Origin of the sequence: Corynebacterium accolens (assembly GCF_023520795.1) — a bacterium.
GTDB classification, from domain to species: Bacteria; Actinomycetota; Actinomycetes; order Mycobacteriales; family Mycobacteriaceae; genus Corynebacterium; species Corynebacterium accolens.
This window is the reverse complement of sequence record NZ_CP046605.1, coordinates 2,420,616-2,437,643: the sequence shown is the minus strand read 5'-3', so window position 1 is coordinate 2,437,643 and position 17,028 is coordinate 2,420,616. Positions and strand designations below refer to the sequence as shown.

General features: G+C 60.4%; 13 protein-coding genes. 3 read left to right on the top strand and 10 right to left on the bottom strand.

Translation table 11 applies throughout. The features are described 5' to 3' along the window. Nucleotides 1-60: 60 nt before the first annotated feature. Nucleotides 61-543: an SdpI family protein gene (locus CACC_RS11445; RefSeq protein ID WP_005275903.1), complete on the bottom strand. Its 483-nt coding sequence runs from the start codon at nucleotides 541-543 to the stop codon at nucleotides 61-63. Between the two features lie 200 nt (nucleotides 544-743). Between CACC_RS11445 and CACC_RS11440 the strand changes: the two genes are divergently transcribed. Continuing rightward, entirely contained in the window at nucleotides 744-1,955 is a 1,212-nt protein-coding gene (locus CACC_RS11440; protein WP_005275901.1) for a dicarboxylate/amino acid:cation symporter, read from the top strand. A 97-nt stretch (nucleotides 1,956-2,052) separates the two neighbouring features. Here the strand turns inward: CACC_RS11440 and trpA are convergent, their stop codons facing one another. Genes trpA through CACC_RS11410 form a run of 6 tightly spaced genes read right to left on the bottom strand, consistent with a single transcriptional unit; the run spans nucleotide 2,053 to nucleotide 8,743 of the window. Then, entirely contained in the window at nucleotides 2,053-2,895 is an 843-nt protein-coding gene (gene trpA, locus CACC_RS11435) for a tryptophan synthase subunit alpha (protein WP_005275896.1), read from the bottom strand. Between the two features lie 2 nt (nucleotides 2,896-2,897). After that, the gene (gene trpB, locus CACC_RS11430) at nucleotides 2,898-4,100 is read right to left on the bottom strand and encodes a tryptophan synthase subunit beta (RefSeq protein WP_005275894.1); all 1,203 of its coding nucleotides are present in this window, start codon (nucleotides 4,098-4,100) and stop codon (nucleotides 2,898-2,900) included. A gap of 2 nt (nucleotides 4,101-4,102) precedes the next feature. Beyond that, entirely contained in the window at nucleotides 4,103-5,530 is a 1,428-nt protein-coding gene (trpCF, locus tag CACC_RS11425; RefSeq protein WP_005275891.1) for a bifunctional indole-3-glycerol-phosphate synthase TrpC/phosphoribosylanthranilate isomerase TrpF, read from the bottom strand. Nucleotides 5,531-5,553: 23 nt separating this feature from the next. Continuing rightward, entirely contained in the window at nucleotides 5,554-6,573 is a 1,020-nt protein-coding gene (gene trpD / locus CACC_RS11420) for an anthranilate phosphoribosyltransferase (RefSeq protein WP_005275888.1), read from the bottom strand. Beyond that, nucleotides 6,573-7,220: an anthranilate synthase component II gene (locus tag CACC_RS11415; RefSeq protein ID WP_005275885.1), complete on the bottom strand. Its 648-nt coding sequence runs from the start codon at nucleotides 7,218-7,220 to the stop codon at nucleotides 6,573-6,575. Before CACC_RS11415 ends, trpD begins: the two co-directional genes overlap by 1 nt. Next, on the bottom strand, nucleotides 7,217-8,743 hold the full coding sequence (locus tag CACC_RS11410; RefSeq protein ID WP_005275883.1) for an anthranilate synthase component 1: 1,527 nt from the start codon (nucleotides 8,741-8,743) through the stop codon (nucleotides 7,217-7,219). The genes CACC_RS11415 and CACC_RS11410 overlap by 4 nt, the downstream gene beginning before the upstream one ends. A gap of 361 nt (nucleotides 8,744-9,104) precedes the next feature. Between CACC_RS11410 and CACC_RS11405 the strand changes: the two genes are divergently transcribed. Beyond that, entirely contained in the window at nucleotides 9,105-10,580 is a 1,476-nt protein-coding gene (locus CACC_RS11405) for an NAD-dependent succinate-semialdehyde dehydrogenase (RefSeq protein ID WP_035108203.1), read from the top strand. A 214-nt stretch (nucleotides 10,581-10,794) separates the two neighbouring features. Then, a complete protein-coding gene (locus CACC_RS11400) occupies nucleotides 10,795-11,979 on the top strand; it encodes an MFS transporter (RefSeq protein WP_005275874.1) in 1,185 nt (394 codons plus the stop codon). 26 nt (nucleotides 11,980-12,005) lie between these two features. Here the strand turns inward: CACC_RS11400 and CACC_RS11395 are convergent, their stop codons facing one another. From CACC_RS11395 to CACC_RS11385, 3 genes are all read right to left on the bottom strand, one after another. Then, nucleotides 12,006-12,638 carry an MOSC domain-containing protein gene (locus tag CACC_RS11395; protein WP_005275872.1) on the bottom strand — a complete coding sequence of 211 codons (633 nt, stop codon included), beginning with the start codon at nucleotides 12,636-12,638 and terminating at the stop codon, nucleotides 12,006-12,008. A gap of 1 nt (nucleotide 12,639) precedes the next feature. After that, complete coding sequence (locus tag CACC_RS11390) at nucleotides 12,640-15,225, bottom strand: hypothetical protein (RefSeq protein WP_005275871.1); 2,586 nt, start codon at nucleotides 15,223-15,225, stop codon at nucleotides 12,640-12,642. Nucleotides 15,226-15,340: 115 nt separating this feature from the next. Further along, nucleotides 15,341-16,924, bottom strand: coding sequence for an alkaline phosphatase (locus CACC_RS11385; RefSeq protein WP_244262117.1), 1,584 nt, complete (start codon nucleotides 16,922-16,924; stop codon nucleotides 15,341-15,343). Nucleotides 16,925-17,028: the final 104 nt, after the last annotated feature.

Genomic DNA, 17,028 nt, shown 5'->3' with positions numbered 1-17,028 from the left:
TTGTGTGGCGCGATTGCCGGACAGGAATGGGAGGGAGAAAGAAACTCGAAAACTAGTTATTTAATTATCAGAGTGGCGGGCGGCTTGGCGGAGGGCACCCAGATCAACCTCGGGTTGAGCGGCGGAGTCTGTGGCCGCCTCTTCCCCACCGCAGCCGCCGGAGCCGCAGTTGCAGTTATCGCCCCAACCATCGTCATCGGCATGCGCTTGCTCATAAAGAAATGCCGCGCGCGAGCCAAGGTTCGAGCCGACGGAAAGCGCGAGGATGGCGATTACGAAAGTGGTGATCGGAATAAGCCACATCCAACCTTCCGCGCGGAAAGCTACGACGCCGCCGAACAGCAGCGAAACTCCGCCAAGGGCCCAGAAGGGCCCCGCAACGGCGTGGGCATTATCCCACGCTTCACGTGACTTTCGGATCTCTTGTAAGCGCAAGCCGATGTATTTATTGCCGGGCAACCGCTTGGTGGCGGCGAGTGCGCCCACCGCGATAAGGAATACGGCAAGGATTAAAAATATGATTCCCACTGCGACCATATCCATAGTCTAATCCTGCAGGGCGAGATTGGAAATTAAGCTACGGGGCTGGTGCCTTAAATATAAGGTGCCTCGGGTAATATTCATTTTGGATCGACCGATAGATATTCGTTCGATTTTGCACCTGCACCACGCTGTCTCTCCTTCCGCTGGACCGCACCCAAGTGAGTCTCCGGACTGGGAACACCTAACCTGATTGTGATTGCATGAACCTCAAGAAAATAGCGGACTCTCTCCTTTCCCGCATCGTTCTCGCCATCGTGCTCGGCATTGTCTTTAGCCTCTTTGCCCCGGAGTGGTTTGGTCGAGCATTTGCCACCTTCAACGGGCTCTTTGGTAACTTCCTTAACTTCTTCATTCCTGTGCTGATTTTCGCCCTTGTCGCCCCGGCGATCGCCGGTCTTGGCAAGGGCGCAGGAAAATGGTTGGGGGTTACGGCGGGCATTGCCTACGGTTCCACCATTCTCTCGGGGTTGATCGCCTATGGCCTGGCACAGTGGCTCTACCCCTCGATGTTGGCAGGCCAGACCCTAGTGACCAATGTTTCGGACGTGGATGAGGGCTCGCTGTCCCCTTATTTCGAAGTGGAGATGGCACCACCGTTTGAAGTGATGACGGCGCTCCTGCTTTCTTTCTGCATTGGCGTCGCCATGACGACGGTCAAGTCCGATACGCTCTATACCGTCACCAAGGAACTGGAAAATGTGGTGGTTAAGGTCATTTGGGGATTCGTTATCCCCATCTTGCCGTTCTACATCTTCGGCATGTTCCTTGGCCTGGGTATGAACGGCAATATTGGCGATGTCCTTTCTGCCTTCGCGAAGGTCCTGATCCTGGCCGTGGTCATGACGCTGGTGTACCTCGTACTCCAGTATGTGGTCGCCGGGGCCATTGCAGGTAAGAATCCGTTTAAGGCGCTGCGGAATATGCTGCCGGCATACTTCACTGCATTGGGTACGTCTTCTTCTGCTGCGACCATCCCGGTGTCCTTGGAATCCAGCTTGCGAAACGGCATCTCGAAGCCGGTTGCGAGCTTTGTGATCCCGCTGTGTGCGACGATTCACCTGTCCGGGTCGATGATGAAGCTGACGCTCTATGCCTTCGCCATCGTCTTCATGGCGAATATGGATATCAGCACTGGCACCGGTCTTGGCTTTATCTTCTTGCTGGGAATCATGATGATCGCCGCTCCAGGTGTTCCGGGTGGTGCCGTTATGGTGGCCGTTGGCCTCTTGGCGGACATGATGGGCTTCGATGACGGAATGGTCGCGCTGATGATCGCCGCTTATATTGCGATTGACTCCGTCGGCACCGCAGCGAACGTGACCGGCGATGGTGCCATTGCGATGGTCGTCGATAAATTCGCCCGCGACAAGGTCGATACCCTGAACGACGAAGAGGCAGAGACCGCAGCCTAGTTTCCCGTGAAACATTTGCGCCCCCTGGCTTCCCCACCCAACAAATGTGGGAGGAAGCCAGGGGGCTCTTTCGTGCGCTGCTACCTTTTAAAAGGCACTATTTCTTGGTCGCTTCCTTCATCGCGGAGATGAAGTCGGTCAGCTCAGCGTGCAAGGCATCGGCATCCTCGATCGTCCTAGCGGCACCGGTTTCACGTGAAACATGGCGGTTGATGATCTTGGTGATCGCGGATCCAGTAATGGCGCCCGCGGCGTTTGCGGCGATGGCATCGGCGACGTGCTGCGGTGAGGAGATACCGAAACCGAGTAAAACCGGAGGTCCATCGAACCGCTGAATTCTGGCGACCACCTCGTCGAGGCCGGTGGTCTCGGATTCCTTCTCGGTTCCCGTCACGCCATCGCGGGAGATGGCGTAGATATATCCCTGTGAATGCTCGGCAACGCCGGCGAGCGTGCGTTTCGCGGCGCGCGCAGGGGCGATGAAGATCGGGTTGATACCGGCTTCCTTTGCCGCGGCGATGAATGGGGCGCCTTCGCGCACGGGGACATCGGGAAGCAGAATGCTATCGGCGCCAGCTTCCGCGAACTCAGCATAGAATTTCTCCACCCCACGGGCGAATGCAACGTTGCCATAGATCAACATGCCGATGGGCAAATCGGGGAACTCGGAACGAATCTTTCGGACCTGATCCAAAGCGCTATCCAGGCTCGCTCCCCCATCGAGGGCGCGGATGTGCGAGGCTTGGATGGTAGGACCATCCGCCACCGGGTCCGAGAAGGGGACGCCGAGCTCCAAGGCATCCGCCCCGGCGGCGACTGCGGTGCGGATGATATCCAGGCTCGCCTCAGGAGTTGGATCGCCCAGCATGATGAAAGGGACAAACGCGCCCTCATTCTTCTCACGCAACGCGGCAAAAAGTTTATCGTAACGGCTGCCCATGATTAGTTCTCCTTGAGTTGCAGTTCGGGGTGGGATTCCAGGGTGTGGCGGACATGGTCGATGTCCTTATCGCCGCGGCCGGAAAGTGAGACGAGGATGGTGATGTCTTCGGCCTTGCGCTTGAGGGCGTACGCCAGCGCGTGGGAGGATTCGAGGGCGGGAATGATGCCTTCCTTCTTGGACAAGAGTTGGAATGCCTCTAGGGCTTCGGCATCCGTGATTCCGACATATTTTGCGCGCCCGGTTGCGTGCAGGTGCGCGTGCTGTGGGCCCACGCCGGGGTAATCCAAGCCAGCGGAAATGGAATAGGATTCTTCCACTTGGCCGTCAGAATTGCGCATGAGGTAACTGCGCGCGCCGTGGAGGATGCCCACCGTGCCATTGTTAATGGTGGCGCCGTGTTCCCCGGAATCGAGGCCCGCACCGCCTGGCTCGGCGCCTACCAATTCCACCGCATCCTCATCGATGAAGTCAGCGAACATACCGATGGCGTTGGAACCGCCGCCCACACAGGCGACGACGAGATCGGGAAGGCCACCCGTCTTCTCGAGGAGCTGGGCCTTGGCCTCGGTGGAAATGACGCGGTGGAATTCCCGGACGATCGTGGGAAATGGGTGCGGCCCGGCCGCGGTACCGAGTAGGTAGTGCGATTCATGGAAGGTCGCGGTCCAATCGCGCAGTGCCTCGTTGACGGCATCCTTCAACGTCCCGGATCCGGTATCGACGGGGACGACCTTGGCGCCCATAAGCTCCATGCGGAAGACGTTGGGCTGCTGGCGCTGGACATCCTTGGCACCCATGTAGACCACACACTCGAGATCGAGCAGCGCACAGGCCAAGGCGGTTGCCGTGCCGTGCTGGCCCGCGCCGGTCTCGGCGATGATTCGCTTCTTGCCCATGCGCTTAGCCAAGAGGGCTTGCCCGAGCACCTGGTTGGTCTTATGCGCCCCGCCGTGGACGAGGTCCTCGCGCTTCAAGAAGATCCGCGCCTTTCCGCCGAGCTTCTTTACCTCGGTAACGGGGGTCGGACGACCCAGGTAGTCGCGCAGCAATCCTGAAAGCTCTTCGCGGAAGCTGGGATCATTCTGGGCATCGACAAACGCCTGCTCCAATTGATCCAATGCGGGGATGAGGGATTCTGGCACGTATTGGCCGCCGAATTCCCCGAAGTATGCGGGAAGGAGTGTTTCACGTGAAACGGGCATGGTTAATCTTTCTTGTCAGGTTGGTTGAATAATCGGATGGTGCGGAAGGATTGCGATATCAGGGCGGCGTCTTTGCGTCCGGGGCACGTTTCTAATCCCGAATTCAGGTCGAGCCCCGCGGTTCCTACGCGGAGCGCGCCTTCCAGGTTGTCTAGATTGAGGCCACCGGCCAAGAGGCTGTGTGCTTTAATGTCGTCCGGGATTGCCGTCCAATCAAAGCTTTGGCCGGTGCCTCCCCTACCCGAGTCGAGCACGAGGCGGTCCACGCTCGCGGCGAGTTCCGGCGCCAGTTCTACCCACTGAGGGTCGGTCATGTCGATGGCCCGCCAGACAAACTCCGCGTCGGTGTCCGCGAGGAGCGCGCGGGCGCGCTCGATCAGCGCGAGCTCTCCGTCTAAGTTGCCCTGGAACGGGGCATGCAACTGGATTCCGGATAGGCCACGGGTTGCCGCTATCTCCCGCAACACGGCGGGGTCGTCGCTGCGGCTCACTGCTACGAAATCCAAGCCGGGTTCGGCGGCGATGATTTTCTCGGCGGTTTCACGTGAAACATTGCGCGGGGAATCCGGAGCGAAGACGAGCCCTCCGTAGCGGGCACCGGCGGCGCGCGCGGCTTGGGCGGTGGAGGCGGCGGTGAGCCCGCAGACCTTATTCGCGCCGAAGAGCAGATCCCGGGCGGCGCGGTCGATGTCCTCCTGGGAGGTGAGTTGGGAGCCGACGAGGAAGGCATTGGCGTGGGCGCCCAAGAGCCGGATGGTGTGGTTATCGCGGATGCCGGATTCGGAGACGACGACCTTATCGTCCGGCACGTACCCGGCGAGTTGCTCGGTGCGGGAGAGATCGATGCTCAAGTCATGGAGATTGCGGTTATTAATGCCGATGATCTCCACCCCGAATGACAGCGCGCGGTCCACCTCCTCCTTGGTGATGGCTTCGGTCAAAACATCGAGCTCCAACTCATCCGCCAAGGACTTCAGCTGCGCAAAGGTCTCATCATCCACGATGGACATCATGAGCAAAATCGCATCCGCGCCGTAGTAGCGCGCGGCATAGACCTGAATCGGATCGACGATGAAGTCCTTGCACAAGACCGGCAGGTGCGTGGACTGCGCCACGGTCTGCAGATGATCGTAATCCCCGCCGAACCGCTCTGGCTCGCACAGCACGGAAATGGCATCCGCGTAGCGGGAATAGACACGCGCTATATCGCCGGGGCGGTAATCCTCGCGGATCATCCCGAGCGACGGCGACGCGGATTTGCACTCCATAATGAAGCGATTGGTGCCATTGAGCGCCGCAAAAAGCGAACGGCGGGATGGCTCAAGCTTGTCCACATCTACGTGGGCGATGCGCTCGCGAATGCCGGCAAGGTGGGTGCGGCGCTTAGCCACAATCCCCTCGAGCACCGTCGGCAGTTTCTCTTCTGTCATTTCTTTTCCCTCGTGTGGCCTTCTTAGTATTCCGCTTGCTCGTGGGTGCGCAGCCAGCGGTCCACGTCCCCATTATCGATGAGCTTCTTGGCGTGCGCGACGCCTTCTGCAATCGAGTTCGTAGTGCCATTGAGATAAAACATCGCCCCAGCCGATGCCGCGACCGCATCATAGTGCGCCGGTTTGCCCGAGCCATTGAAGATGGCGCGCACGTGTGCGGCGTTATCGCGCCCATCACCGCCGGCGAGCTCACTGAGCTCATGCTTGGCGATGCCCAAATCCTCCGGCGTGAGCTCATAGTGCGAAATCTCGCCGTCCTTCAGTTCCCAAACCTGCGTGGTGCCGTGGGTAGCAATTTCATCTGTACCGGCTCCGTGGACGACGAGCGCCCGCCTGCGCCCCAGCTCCCGGAAGACCTCCGCGATCATGGGGCCCTGGGAGGGATTGGCGATGCCCATGATCTGCAGCTCGGGGCGGCCCGGGGAGAGCAAGGGGCCCAAGGTATTGAAGATGGTGGAGACCCCGAGCGCCTTGCGCACCGGTTGCACGTGAGCCACCGCGGGGTTGTAGGCCGGAGCGAAGAGGAAGGTGAAGTTGGAGGCCTCGAATTGTCGGACGGCGCGGTCCGCGTCAAGGTCCAGCGGAATATTCAGTGCCTCGAGCACATCGGCGGAACCGGACTTGGAGGAAACGGACCGGTTGCCGTGCTTGACCATCCTCACTCCCCCAGCGGCGGCAACCAAGGAGGCGGCGGTCGTGATATTGATGGTATTCGCGCCATCGCCACCGGTTCCTGCGGAGTCCATGAGGCCCTCACCAGTAATGGGAAAGGGGTGGCCCACTTTCAGGAATGCCTTGGCGGCACCCGTGATATCCGCGAGGGTTTCGCCGCGGGTGCGGATATGGGTCAGCAGCGCGGAGATCTGAATATCGTCATAATCGCCCACGGCGACTGGGGTGAAGACCTCGGTGGTCTCCTCCACGGTGGGCGCGGGATTATCCAAAAAGGCTTGCAGTGTTTTCAGCGGGTTCTGGTTCGTCATTAGTCTTTTAGCTCCGTAGTGGGATGAGTGGATAGTCGGTGGATGCAGCGGTCCAGCAGGTCTGGGCCACGGGGCGAAAGGATCGACTCGGGGTGGAATTGCATGCCTAGCGCCATGCCATCATCTGTCTCGGCGGCCATGGCGATGGTCCCAATCTCTGCTTCCGTCTCCGCGAGCACCCGCATGCCGGCTGGCACGTGGGTGCACCCCAAGGAGTGATACCGGGCCACCGGGATCTGGGTGCCGGGGAGGTCGGGTTGTGCGGGATCGGCATCGGTGGCTAGGCCGGCGAAGACTGGGTGGGCGGCGCCGGCATCGGTAAGCGTCATCGGCATGGACTTGCCGTGCACTGGACCGCACGGCCCTACCCCGCCACCGTGGTAGTCCAGCAGCGCCTGGAAGCCCAAACAGACGCCGAGGATGGGAATGGTGCCCAAGGTGGCATCAATAAGCTCCATCATGCAGCCAGCGTCGCGCGGGTGGCCGGGGCCCGGGGAAAGGACAATAATATCGGGCTCGGCCGCCAGCACCTCCGCGACGGAGACGCTGTTGCGGTAGACGGTGGTGCGGTAACCGGCGAGGGCATCGACGAGGTTATAGACAAAGGAATCGTGGTTATCGAGCAAGACCACGTGCGGTGAATTCATCGCTGTACCTCCAGGGTGGCGTTGTGCGCGAGGGCAATGGCGTGGAGAACGGCATAGGCCTTGTGCAGGGTTTCATCGGCTTCGGATTGGGGGACGGAATCGTGCACCACCCCGGCACCGGCTTGGACGGCGGCCGTACCGCGGTGCACGAAGGCGGAGCGAATGACAATGCAGGTATCCATGGCGCCGTCGCCGCGCAGGTACCCCACCGCGCCGCCGTAGGAGCCACGGCGCTTGTGTTCGGCCTGCCGGATGAGCTCGCTGGCGCGCAGCTTGGGCGCGCCGGTCAGCGTTCCCATGTTCATGCAGGCGCGGTAGGCATCGAGAGCATCGAAATCCTCGTGCAACGTGGCGGTCACCCGGGAGACCAGGTGCATGACCCGGGAATAGCGATCCACTTGGAGCAGGTCTGCCACCCGCCGGGTGCCGGGCTCTGCCACGCGGGCTAGGTCATTGCGCGCGAGATCCACCAGCATGGTGTGCTCGGCGAGCTCCTTGGTATCCGTGCGCATTTCTAGCTCGTTGCGGATATCCAACTCATCGTTGATCGTGCCATCCGGGTTGAGCCCGCGGGGCCGGGTTCCAGCGATGGGATAGAGCTCCACCTGCCGCGTCGCGGGGTCAAACTTCAGATTGGATTCCGGTGATGCGCCGAAAAGCTCGTAATCTTCTCCCCGCAGATAGAACATATACGGTGAAGGATTGGTCTCCCGGAGTTGGCGATAGGCCGCGAAGGCATCGGGGCAGTCCACCGTGAAGGTGCGGGCGGGGACGACTTGGTAAATATCGCCGGAGGCAATATTGCCCTTGAGCCGTGTTACCTGCTCGCAAAAAGCGGCATCGTCAATATCCGTGGTCGCCGTCAAGGTCCCCGCGGTTTGGGCTGGTGCCGGATCCTCTATGGCGGTGATGGGCGTGGCGGCAAGCGCATCGAGCCTGTCTTCCAAGCGGGCTCGGTCGATATCCCAACCCTCTACGCGCGCCGTCTGCGTTAGGTGATCCACCGCGAGGACGGTCTGGGCCACGAGGAATTCATAATCGGGAAACTTATTGGGCCCCTCGCCTACCTCAGGCAGATTTTCAAAAGTAGCCAAATAGTCATAGGCAAAGCCGCCGGCGACGAATGGCAACAAGGGCGAGGAATAGGAATCATCGCGCTGCAGCGCGCGGAGGATATCGGCCGTCGATTCATCCAGCAGCCGCTGCCGTTCATCGGACTCGCTGGAGGGAGAAAACTCAAAGACAATTTCCGTGGTTTCACGTGAAACAATTCGGTCTGCGAAGCGCGATTGCAGCATGGAGATAAGCCGCTCCCCCGCCGGGCTGAGCGCGAGTACGCGAACCCGCTGGCCGGTACAGGTCACTTTGGCTGCGGCATCGAGCACGGCGAGGCACGTGAGGTTCTTCTTGGTTTCAATATCCGCGCTTTCCAATAATAAGGAATCGCTCGGTCGCGCTAAGCTATGAAATAACGCCGAGGCATCCCGGCAATAGGCGATATCGCGGGTGGCGGTGTATGTCATTGCAGTGCCCTTTCGGGAGTAACTGAGGTACAGAGTGCGAGGGACCCGTAGTATCCGCGAGCAGAAGGCACTGAAAACGCCGAAAGGCCCGCAGAAAGCGAGCCTAAAAATGGGTTGCGAAGAAAGGCCCGCGAGTTACGCGCGCCACCACCAACGAGTAGTTATTTTCTTCATGCGCACTAGCCTAGCCTAAATTTCTATAGGGCGGAAGAAACAAATGAAAAATATTCAAACCGGTTCTTATGCGTCTTTTATGTGTCGCCCGAAAGCGACCTAAGGAGCTCGACTTTGAACCACGTCGATCCAAGCCGAAATCGGAGTAGTGTGGTGTAAGTCTATATTTCCAAGAAAGGTGATGGTTATGAGCATCAATATCGAAGAGGTAATTGCAAAGGTTCCTACCCAGTTGCTCATCGGTGGTGAGTGGCGCGACTCCACCTCCGGGGAGACTTTCGACGTGGAAAACCCGGCCACGGGCGAGAAGCTCGCGACGCTTGCTTCCGCGAACAGGGAGGATGCCACTGCCGCCCTGGATGCCGCCTGCGCCGTCCAGGATGAGTGGGCCCGCACCACGCCGCGCGAGCGCGCAGAGATCTTGCGCCGGGCTTTCGAACTCGTGCAGGAGCGCGCGGAAGACTTCGCCGCGCTGATGACCCTTGAGATGGGCAAGCCCATCGCGGAGTCCAAGGGTGAGGTCACCTACGGCGGGGAGTTCCTCCGTTGGTTTAGCGAAGAAGCGGTGCGCGATTATGGCCGCACCGCAACCGTTCCCGAAGGTACATTGCGGATGATCACCCGCCGCAAGCCGGTGGGCCCCTGCCTGTTGATTACCCCGTGGAACTTCCCGCTCGCGATGGCGACCCGCAAGGTGGCCCCCGCGGTGGCAGCGGGCTGCACGATGGTGCTCAAGCCGGCGAAGCTTACTCCCCTCACCGCGCAGTACTTCGCGCAGACCATGCTCGATGCGGGCCTGCCCAAGGGTGTGCTCAACGTCGTATCCGGCAAGTCCGCCTCCGCTATTTCGGAGCCGCTGCTTGCCGATGCCCGCCTGCGCAAGCTCTCCTTCACCGGCTCCACCCCAGTGGGCAGGACCCTGCTGAAGGGTGCGGCCGATAACGTATTGCGCACCTCCATGGAGCTCGGCGGAAACGCGCCGTTCATCGTCTTCGAAGATGCGGACATTGATCAGGCGGTTAAGGGCGCGATGGGCGCCAAGATGCGCAATATCGGTGAGGCCTGCACGGCGGCCAACCGCTTCTTGGTCCACGAATCCGTGGCTGAAGAGTTCTCTGAAAAGCTCGTCGCGGAGTTTAAGAAGCTCAAGCTGGGCAACGGCATGGATGAGGGTGTGACCTGTGGCCCGCTCATCGAGCCTAAGGCCCTCGACAGCGTGTCCGGCCTCGTGGACGATGCCGCCGAGAAGGGTGCCACCATCCTCACCGGCGGCAAGCGCGCCGGTGGCGACGGCTACTTCTATGAGCCGACCGTCATTAGCAATGTTTCACGTGAAACGCGCGTTTCTCAGGAAGAGATTTTCGGTCCTGTTGCCCCGATCATCACCTTCAGCGCCGAGGAAGAGGCGCTCGAGATCGCCAACGACACCGAGTACGGCTTGGCGTCCTATGTCTTTACCGAAGATTCCGATCGCCTCTGGCGCGTGGCCGATGGCTTGGAGTTCGGCCTGATGGGCTTCAACGCCGGCGTTATCTCGAACGCTGCTGCCCCATTCGGCGGCGTCAAGCAATCCGGCCTGGGCTGCGAGGGTGGCGCGGAAGGCATTGCGGAATACACCACCGTGCAGTACTTGGGCATCCGCGACCCTTATGCGAATGCCTAATACCTCCCAGCAATCACAGTTTAGAACGCTCTTATAACCGCGTTTGATTAAACAATTAAGTGCCCGCGGCGTATACTCACTCCCCGCATAATTGTGATTGCTTTCCTTCTCCCCGCACGCGGCCCTTCTGGGGCCGTGCGCGGTTGGGAGGATTTTTATTTTTTATTTGGAGTGAGTTTTGTCAATAACGAATTCAGCGGCAGCTCAGCCGCCATTGATTACACCCACGTTCCTTTTGGCGTGGGTGGCTAATTTTGGCCAGTTTCTTGTCTTTTACCTAACTGTGACGACCATGGCCCTCTATGCCGTCGAGAGCTTCGGGGCATCCGATACCGTCAGTGGTTTTGCCTCTAGCGCCTTCGTTTTGGGCGCGACATTCATGCGCATCGTCTCCGGCTGGTTGGTGGACCGCGTGGGGCAAAAGCGCGCCGCCCTGACCTCGCTGGCCTTCGTCAGCATCGTGACGGTGGGCTATTTCGTGGCGCATAACGTGGCCGTCCTGATCCTGGTGCGCCTGCTTCACGGCGCGGGCTATGCGCTCACCTCTACGGCGCTGATGGCCGTCGCCCAGTCCGTCATCCCCCAGCAGCGCCGCGCGGAAGGCACCGGCTACTTCGCCCTCGGCACGACCCTGGCTACCGCCTTCGGCCCAGCCGTGGGCTTGTTCTTGGCCAATAATATTGGCTATAACACCCTCTTTGCGGTCGCCCTGGGTTCCAATATCGTCTCCCTCGTGCTGGCGCTCGCGCTGCGCTACCCGGCGGAGCTCGATGAGGAAAAGCCGGCTTTCAAGCTGCGCAATGCGGTACACCCTAACGTGCTGCCAATTGGTATTTTCATGCTCCTGGTGGGCATTGCCTATTCCGGCGTGGTCACCTATCTCAACGCCTATGCGCGCGAAGAAGACCTTGCCACCGGTGCCGGGCTCTTTTTCATCGGCTACGCAGTGGTCATGCTCATCATGCGCTTTTTCTTGGGCCGGATCCAGGACCACAAGGGCGATAATTCGGTCATGTACCTGGGCCTAGTGTCTTTCGCCATCGCCCTAATCATCATGGGCTTTCCCAGCAATGACGTGATGCTCGTGGTCGCGGGTGCGTTTACGGGCATGGGCTACGGCACGCTAAGCCCCGCCTGCCAGGCCATCTCGGTGCGCTCTGTATCGGCCGCCCAAATAGGCGCGGGTATTTCCACGATGTTCCTCTTGATGGACTTCGGCATCGGCCTCGCCCCCTTCGGGCTCGGCCCCATCGTGAGCGCCACCGGCTTCGATACGATGTACCTCATCCTCGCCGGCCTCATCGCCGTCGCGGCGGTGTACTACTACATGGTGCATGGCCGTTACCCCAAGGCGAAGGCGCCCGTCGTCAGCGCCGCAGAGGGCACGCAGCCGGCCTAAAGTGACACAGATTTTTGGCTCCGGGTTTATACCCGGAGCTTTTTTGCGTGCTGGGACGGCAAGCACTCGGCATCGACCACGCGCCGGGCCAGTGCCCGGTCCCCCATCTTGGCCGCAAACGCCATGCGCATGGTGATATCGTGCGCGGGAGCAGGGCCGCAGGTTATGGCATCCCCCGCGGAAATGCGCCCTGGCGAGATGACGCGGAAGTAGGCGCCGCAATCACCGCGCGCAGTCCACCGCTTGAGCCAGCCCTTCTCCTGCACCCACCCGGAAAAGGTCACGCATGGCTGGCGCGGTATGGATACCTCGAGTGTGGTAGTGCCAATGTGAAGGCGTTGATTGATAAGCAGCATGGAAAGATCAATGCCGCGCGTGGTGAGGTTCTCCCCAAAAGACCCCGCAGCCAGCGTGCGGCCCAGCGAATCCTCCCAATAATCCAATTCCTCGCGGGCATAGGCATAAACGGCCTTGTCACTTCCACCGTGGTGATCGCTATCGCCGATAGAATCACCGCGCACGCCAGAACCATCGCCGTAATTGGGGCCGGGAGCGGAGATATCGATGAAGTCTTGCGGGCGCTTGTCGATGCCCGAAAACTCATGCCTCCCGCTCGGATCTGGCCCGCGTACGGCGACGTTGGTGGAAATAACCTGCATATCAGTCACTGTAGTCGCGGGTAAGTGCCTCTGCAGTGAGAATATCCCGGTAAAACAGCTCTGGGGCCAGCGAGACCGCCTCCGCTAGCTGCGGGAGGGCGTTATCTAGCGCAGAGGCCACGGCTGGATCGGTGAGCTTCCCATTGGCCACCCCGCGCGCGGTGATGGCAAAAACATAGGAAATAAATGGCATCCAGGCGGAGCCGCCCAGATCCGTGTTGCCCTCCCCAAAGGCGTCGAGGGCGAGCAGCGTGTGCAATACCGACTTATCAACGCCCAATTGCTGCAGCGTCACCCGCAATTGCAGCGCGGTTGTGCGCAGATTGGACATGGTCCCCAGACGGGTGAGCGCCAGGTCGTTATCGAAGCACTCGCGCAGCGCGGCGATGCGGTGGGCGTCATCGCACAGCTGCGCGCTATCCGTGGCCGGCGTCGGGGCCTCGCCGGTGGCGCTCATGAGCAGCATGGGGCGGGTGACATCGTCTACTCCCGTGGTGGCCGTCCGCCACAGCGAGGGGGAGCCGGACTGTTCGACGTGGTCCTGGTTGGCATCGGCAAGCGCGGCGAGCACGGAAGAGGGATCCGCAGCCTCTTGCCCTTCGCGGCTAAAGGAACGGGTAATCAGGCCGGTGCGCACCAACGCGCGCATGCGCTGGCCGCGCGCGAAGTCCACCTGCATGAGCGCATCGAGGCTGGCGCGCGGATCGGCCTCGATGTCCTTGATAACGCCCTCGAAGGTCTCCTTGGCCTTGGGGGCGAGGCGGCGCAGGGCGGCATAGGTCTCCCACGTCCCGGCGGTATTCTCGCTCTCGCCATCGTGGAAGATGATGAGCGAGCTCGCCGGCGGGTACTGCGGGGCGGCGAGATCGCTGGCCGGTTCATCCTCGCGGAAGTCCACGATGAGATCGCCAGCCTCGTGCAATTCCTCCGGTAGTTCGAAGCCCTCTTCTACCGGCTCCAAGGGCAGCGGCTCGCTGGCGGGGTTGCCAAGCGGCCATGCCCACGCCAAAAGCTCCACCTCTTCCTCGTGGGTTTGCTCGGGCATAAGAATGCCGTCTTCGATGGTGGCGCGGGCCACCAGTGGCGCCTTGCGCACCGTGGCGATGGCGGCATAGATCAGGTCACTTTCCGCGGTTGCCTCGTATTCCATCACGCGGCGGTCCATGCTGCGCTTAAGGTGCGCCGCGCGCTCCTTATCCGGCAGGCCCTCCAGGTACTCCTCATAAGACAGCGTGGACCACAGGAGGTAGAGCTCCAGCGAGGACTTCTTGGTCAGCGCGGCCTTGAGGGCGCGATTGGGCACGGAGAGGGCCGTCGTCGCCTCCGTTGAGCCATTGGCGGTGACGAGATCCCGGATCTTCTGGTTCTTATCAATGACCACGAATTTCGCCAGCGGCAGCGGCTCCGGCGAGTGCACCGTAAACAGCGCATCCGCATCCAGCTGATCCGCCAGGATGACCTGCTTATCCATATAATCCACGGGCTCGGCCGCGGTGCGCTTCACGCGCGTGCGGATGGTCGCCGGGATGACCTCAAAGGTCAGCTCGTAGCCGGCTTCGCTGCTGATGGTCTCCTCGCGCACCGATTCGTCTTCGCCAAATACGCGCTGGCCCTTTTCCATGTGAATGGGCTTATCGGGGGACGAGGCCAAGGCATAGCTAAACGGTGACAGGTTCCCCAGCGCATCGATGAAGCGGAAGTTGGTGCCGCGGGGCCCCTCGTTCTTGGAGCGCATGTGGAGGGTTTCGGCAAAGTTGAGATAGTGGACATCGACAAGCTCTTCGCCCTTAAACAGGCTAAAGCGATACCGGCCCACCCAGGGGTCCTCGAAGACGTCGCCGGGTAGAACCTCATGGATTCCCTCCGGCAGCTCATCTTCTAAGATTTCCTCCTCTTCCCCACCGATGGGGACATAGGTCAGCTGCAGGTGCAGTGGGGTATTGACCAAGAGGCGTGGGGATTTCGTGTACACCAGCTCGCCGTCCAACCCGCGCGCGTTGGGCAGGGACTTGACCGCCATATCCCAGGAAAAATCCGCGCCCTCCGCAACGGTGATGGTGGCCTTGTCCTGGCGCGGCACAGCGATGGAGAAGGAATCTTGTGCCGCTACCTCAAAGATGGACCAGCCTTCCCACGCGCCATGCGGGCGCGGCTGGCTATCCGGGGCGGGAGTTAGCTGCGTGCCGGTCGGTGCGATGAAGGTGTACGCGCCCTGCGGGATGGGCTGCGTGCTATCGACGGGCCGGTGCGCGGAATCGAGCAGCAGGCCACCATTGGCAATACCCGCAAACTCCAGCGTCTGCTCCGCAAACGTTACGGCAAGGTGGGTAAAGGGCTGCGGCATGGAAACCCACAAGCCAGGTTCTTCACCGGCGACGTAATAAAACTTGCGGGTGACCTCCGTGCCATCCAATAGCTGCGTGGTCACGGTCCATTGCGGGTCTTCTGGTTCATAGGCCGCGCTTACGGCTGGCAGGTAAAGCTCTAAAGTATCGGTATCCGGCGCGAGGCGAAGATGCGGGACCCCCTGAAAAACCGCCGCGTCTAGAAAAGATGATAGCTGGCTACGAAACTTCTCCTGGCTCATTTACACCAGCCTAGATCATTTTTGAAAAGATGTGGATTCTGCAGGCAGAGGGCAAAAAGAAGGCTTTCACCACCAAGAGTGATGAAAGCCTTTGCGCGCAATTGATCGCCCAGGATTAGTGGAAGAAGTTCCGCCACGCATTCGGGTTGATGGTGATGATGCCCAGCTTTTGCGCCAAGAAGGCAATGGCCCCGATGGCCAGCGAGGCGATACCGGCACCGGCGATGCCGGCGAAGAGCCCGCTCTTGGAGGAACCGTCACCGCCATTGTCATTGTTGCCAGGCTGATCGGATGCAGAATCGTCTGCTTGGTCGTTGCCGCCCTGGTCATCGTGCTTTACCCACCATTCATTCAAGGTGAGCTTGGCCAAGGTGGTGTTATCGATGTAGTCACCGCGCACAGGGTCGGTGTGGGTGGCCTTCGCGCGAAGGGCCTCGGAGCCAGCGCCCTTGAAGAAGAATGGGACCACCTGGTTGGTGTGCTGCGTGGAGTACCACTGGTGGCCAGAGGGCAGGGTGTTGCCACCGCCACCATTCATGGAGTTGAACTTACCCTCAGAGCGCTCATTGGCGCCGGAGAGGTATCCCGTCTCGTGGTCAGCGGTAACGACCAACAGGGTCTCGTCCCAGGAGGAGTTTTCTTCTACCCAGTCGATGGCGGCATCGACGGACTTATTGAAGTCCTGTACCTCTTCGATATCGCGGGCGGATTCGTTGCCGTGGCCGCTCCAGTCGATGGCACCGCCTTCGATCATGACGTGGAAGCCCTCGTCATTTTGGCCCAGCGCGTTGAGGGCGCCGGTGGTCATGGTGGGAAGATCCACGACATCGTTAAACGGAATGTCATAAGGCACTGTGGACTCGCCGGAGCGCCCCTGCTGCAAGGTAGAGGCTACAGGCGCCAGGCCGAAGTACTTCTCCCCCGCCGCGACATCGCCTTGGGCCAAGGCCTCAAATTGCTCCTTGGTTTCGGCGTAGTTCCAGTCGGACTCGCCGGAAGACAGCTTGTTGTAGACCTCTTCAGATAGGTACTTGTACTTGGCCTCATCCTTCTTCTTATTGTCATCGTCGTAGAACGGGTGGCCGGCACCCATGATGACATCGAGATCAGAGTTGAACATCTCATCCGCAATCTCCAGGTAGTTATTGCGGGAAATGTTGTGTGCCGCCCAAGCAGCCGGGGTGGCGTGGCTAAACGGCACGGAGGAGACCACACCGGCGGACTTTCCGGCCTTCTTGGCGCGCTCGGAGGTGTTTTCCTGCTCGTGGCCGTAATCGTTCACGCCCAACTTGCCGTTATCGGTCTTCACGCCGGTGGACATGGCGGTGCCGGCGGCAGAAGAATCGGTGTATCCCTTATCCACGTACTCGTGGCTAGCCCACGCCTTTTGTGGGTCATAGGAAGAGTTATTTGGGTAAGTGGTCATGGACAGGCGGTTGAAGTCTTCGAAGCGCTGCACGGATTCGCCGTCGAGTTCTTCTGGTCCTTCGGCGCTAAATGCGCCATCGACCAGGTACTTGGATTGGCCGGTTTCGTAGAGGTTATTGAATGCCACGTGGCCATAGCCCATGCCATCACCAATCATGTAGATGATGTTCTTTGGGCCCTGGGATTCGGCGGCGGTGGCTGGGGCAATTGCGCCAGCGGTAGCCACGGTTGCGGCTACGGCAGCGGCGCCAATGCGGAGAGAAGTGCGCATGAATTGTCCTTTGTGGAAGTGAGAGACGAAGAGATGGCGGCCTTGCGAGCAAGAGAGAAACGACCCAGACATGGCTGGGCGCAAAGCCTTGAGTTGAAGATAAA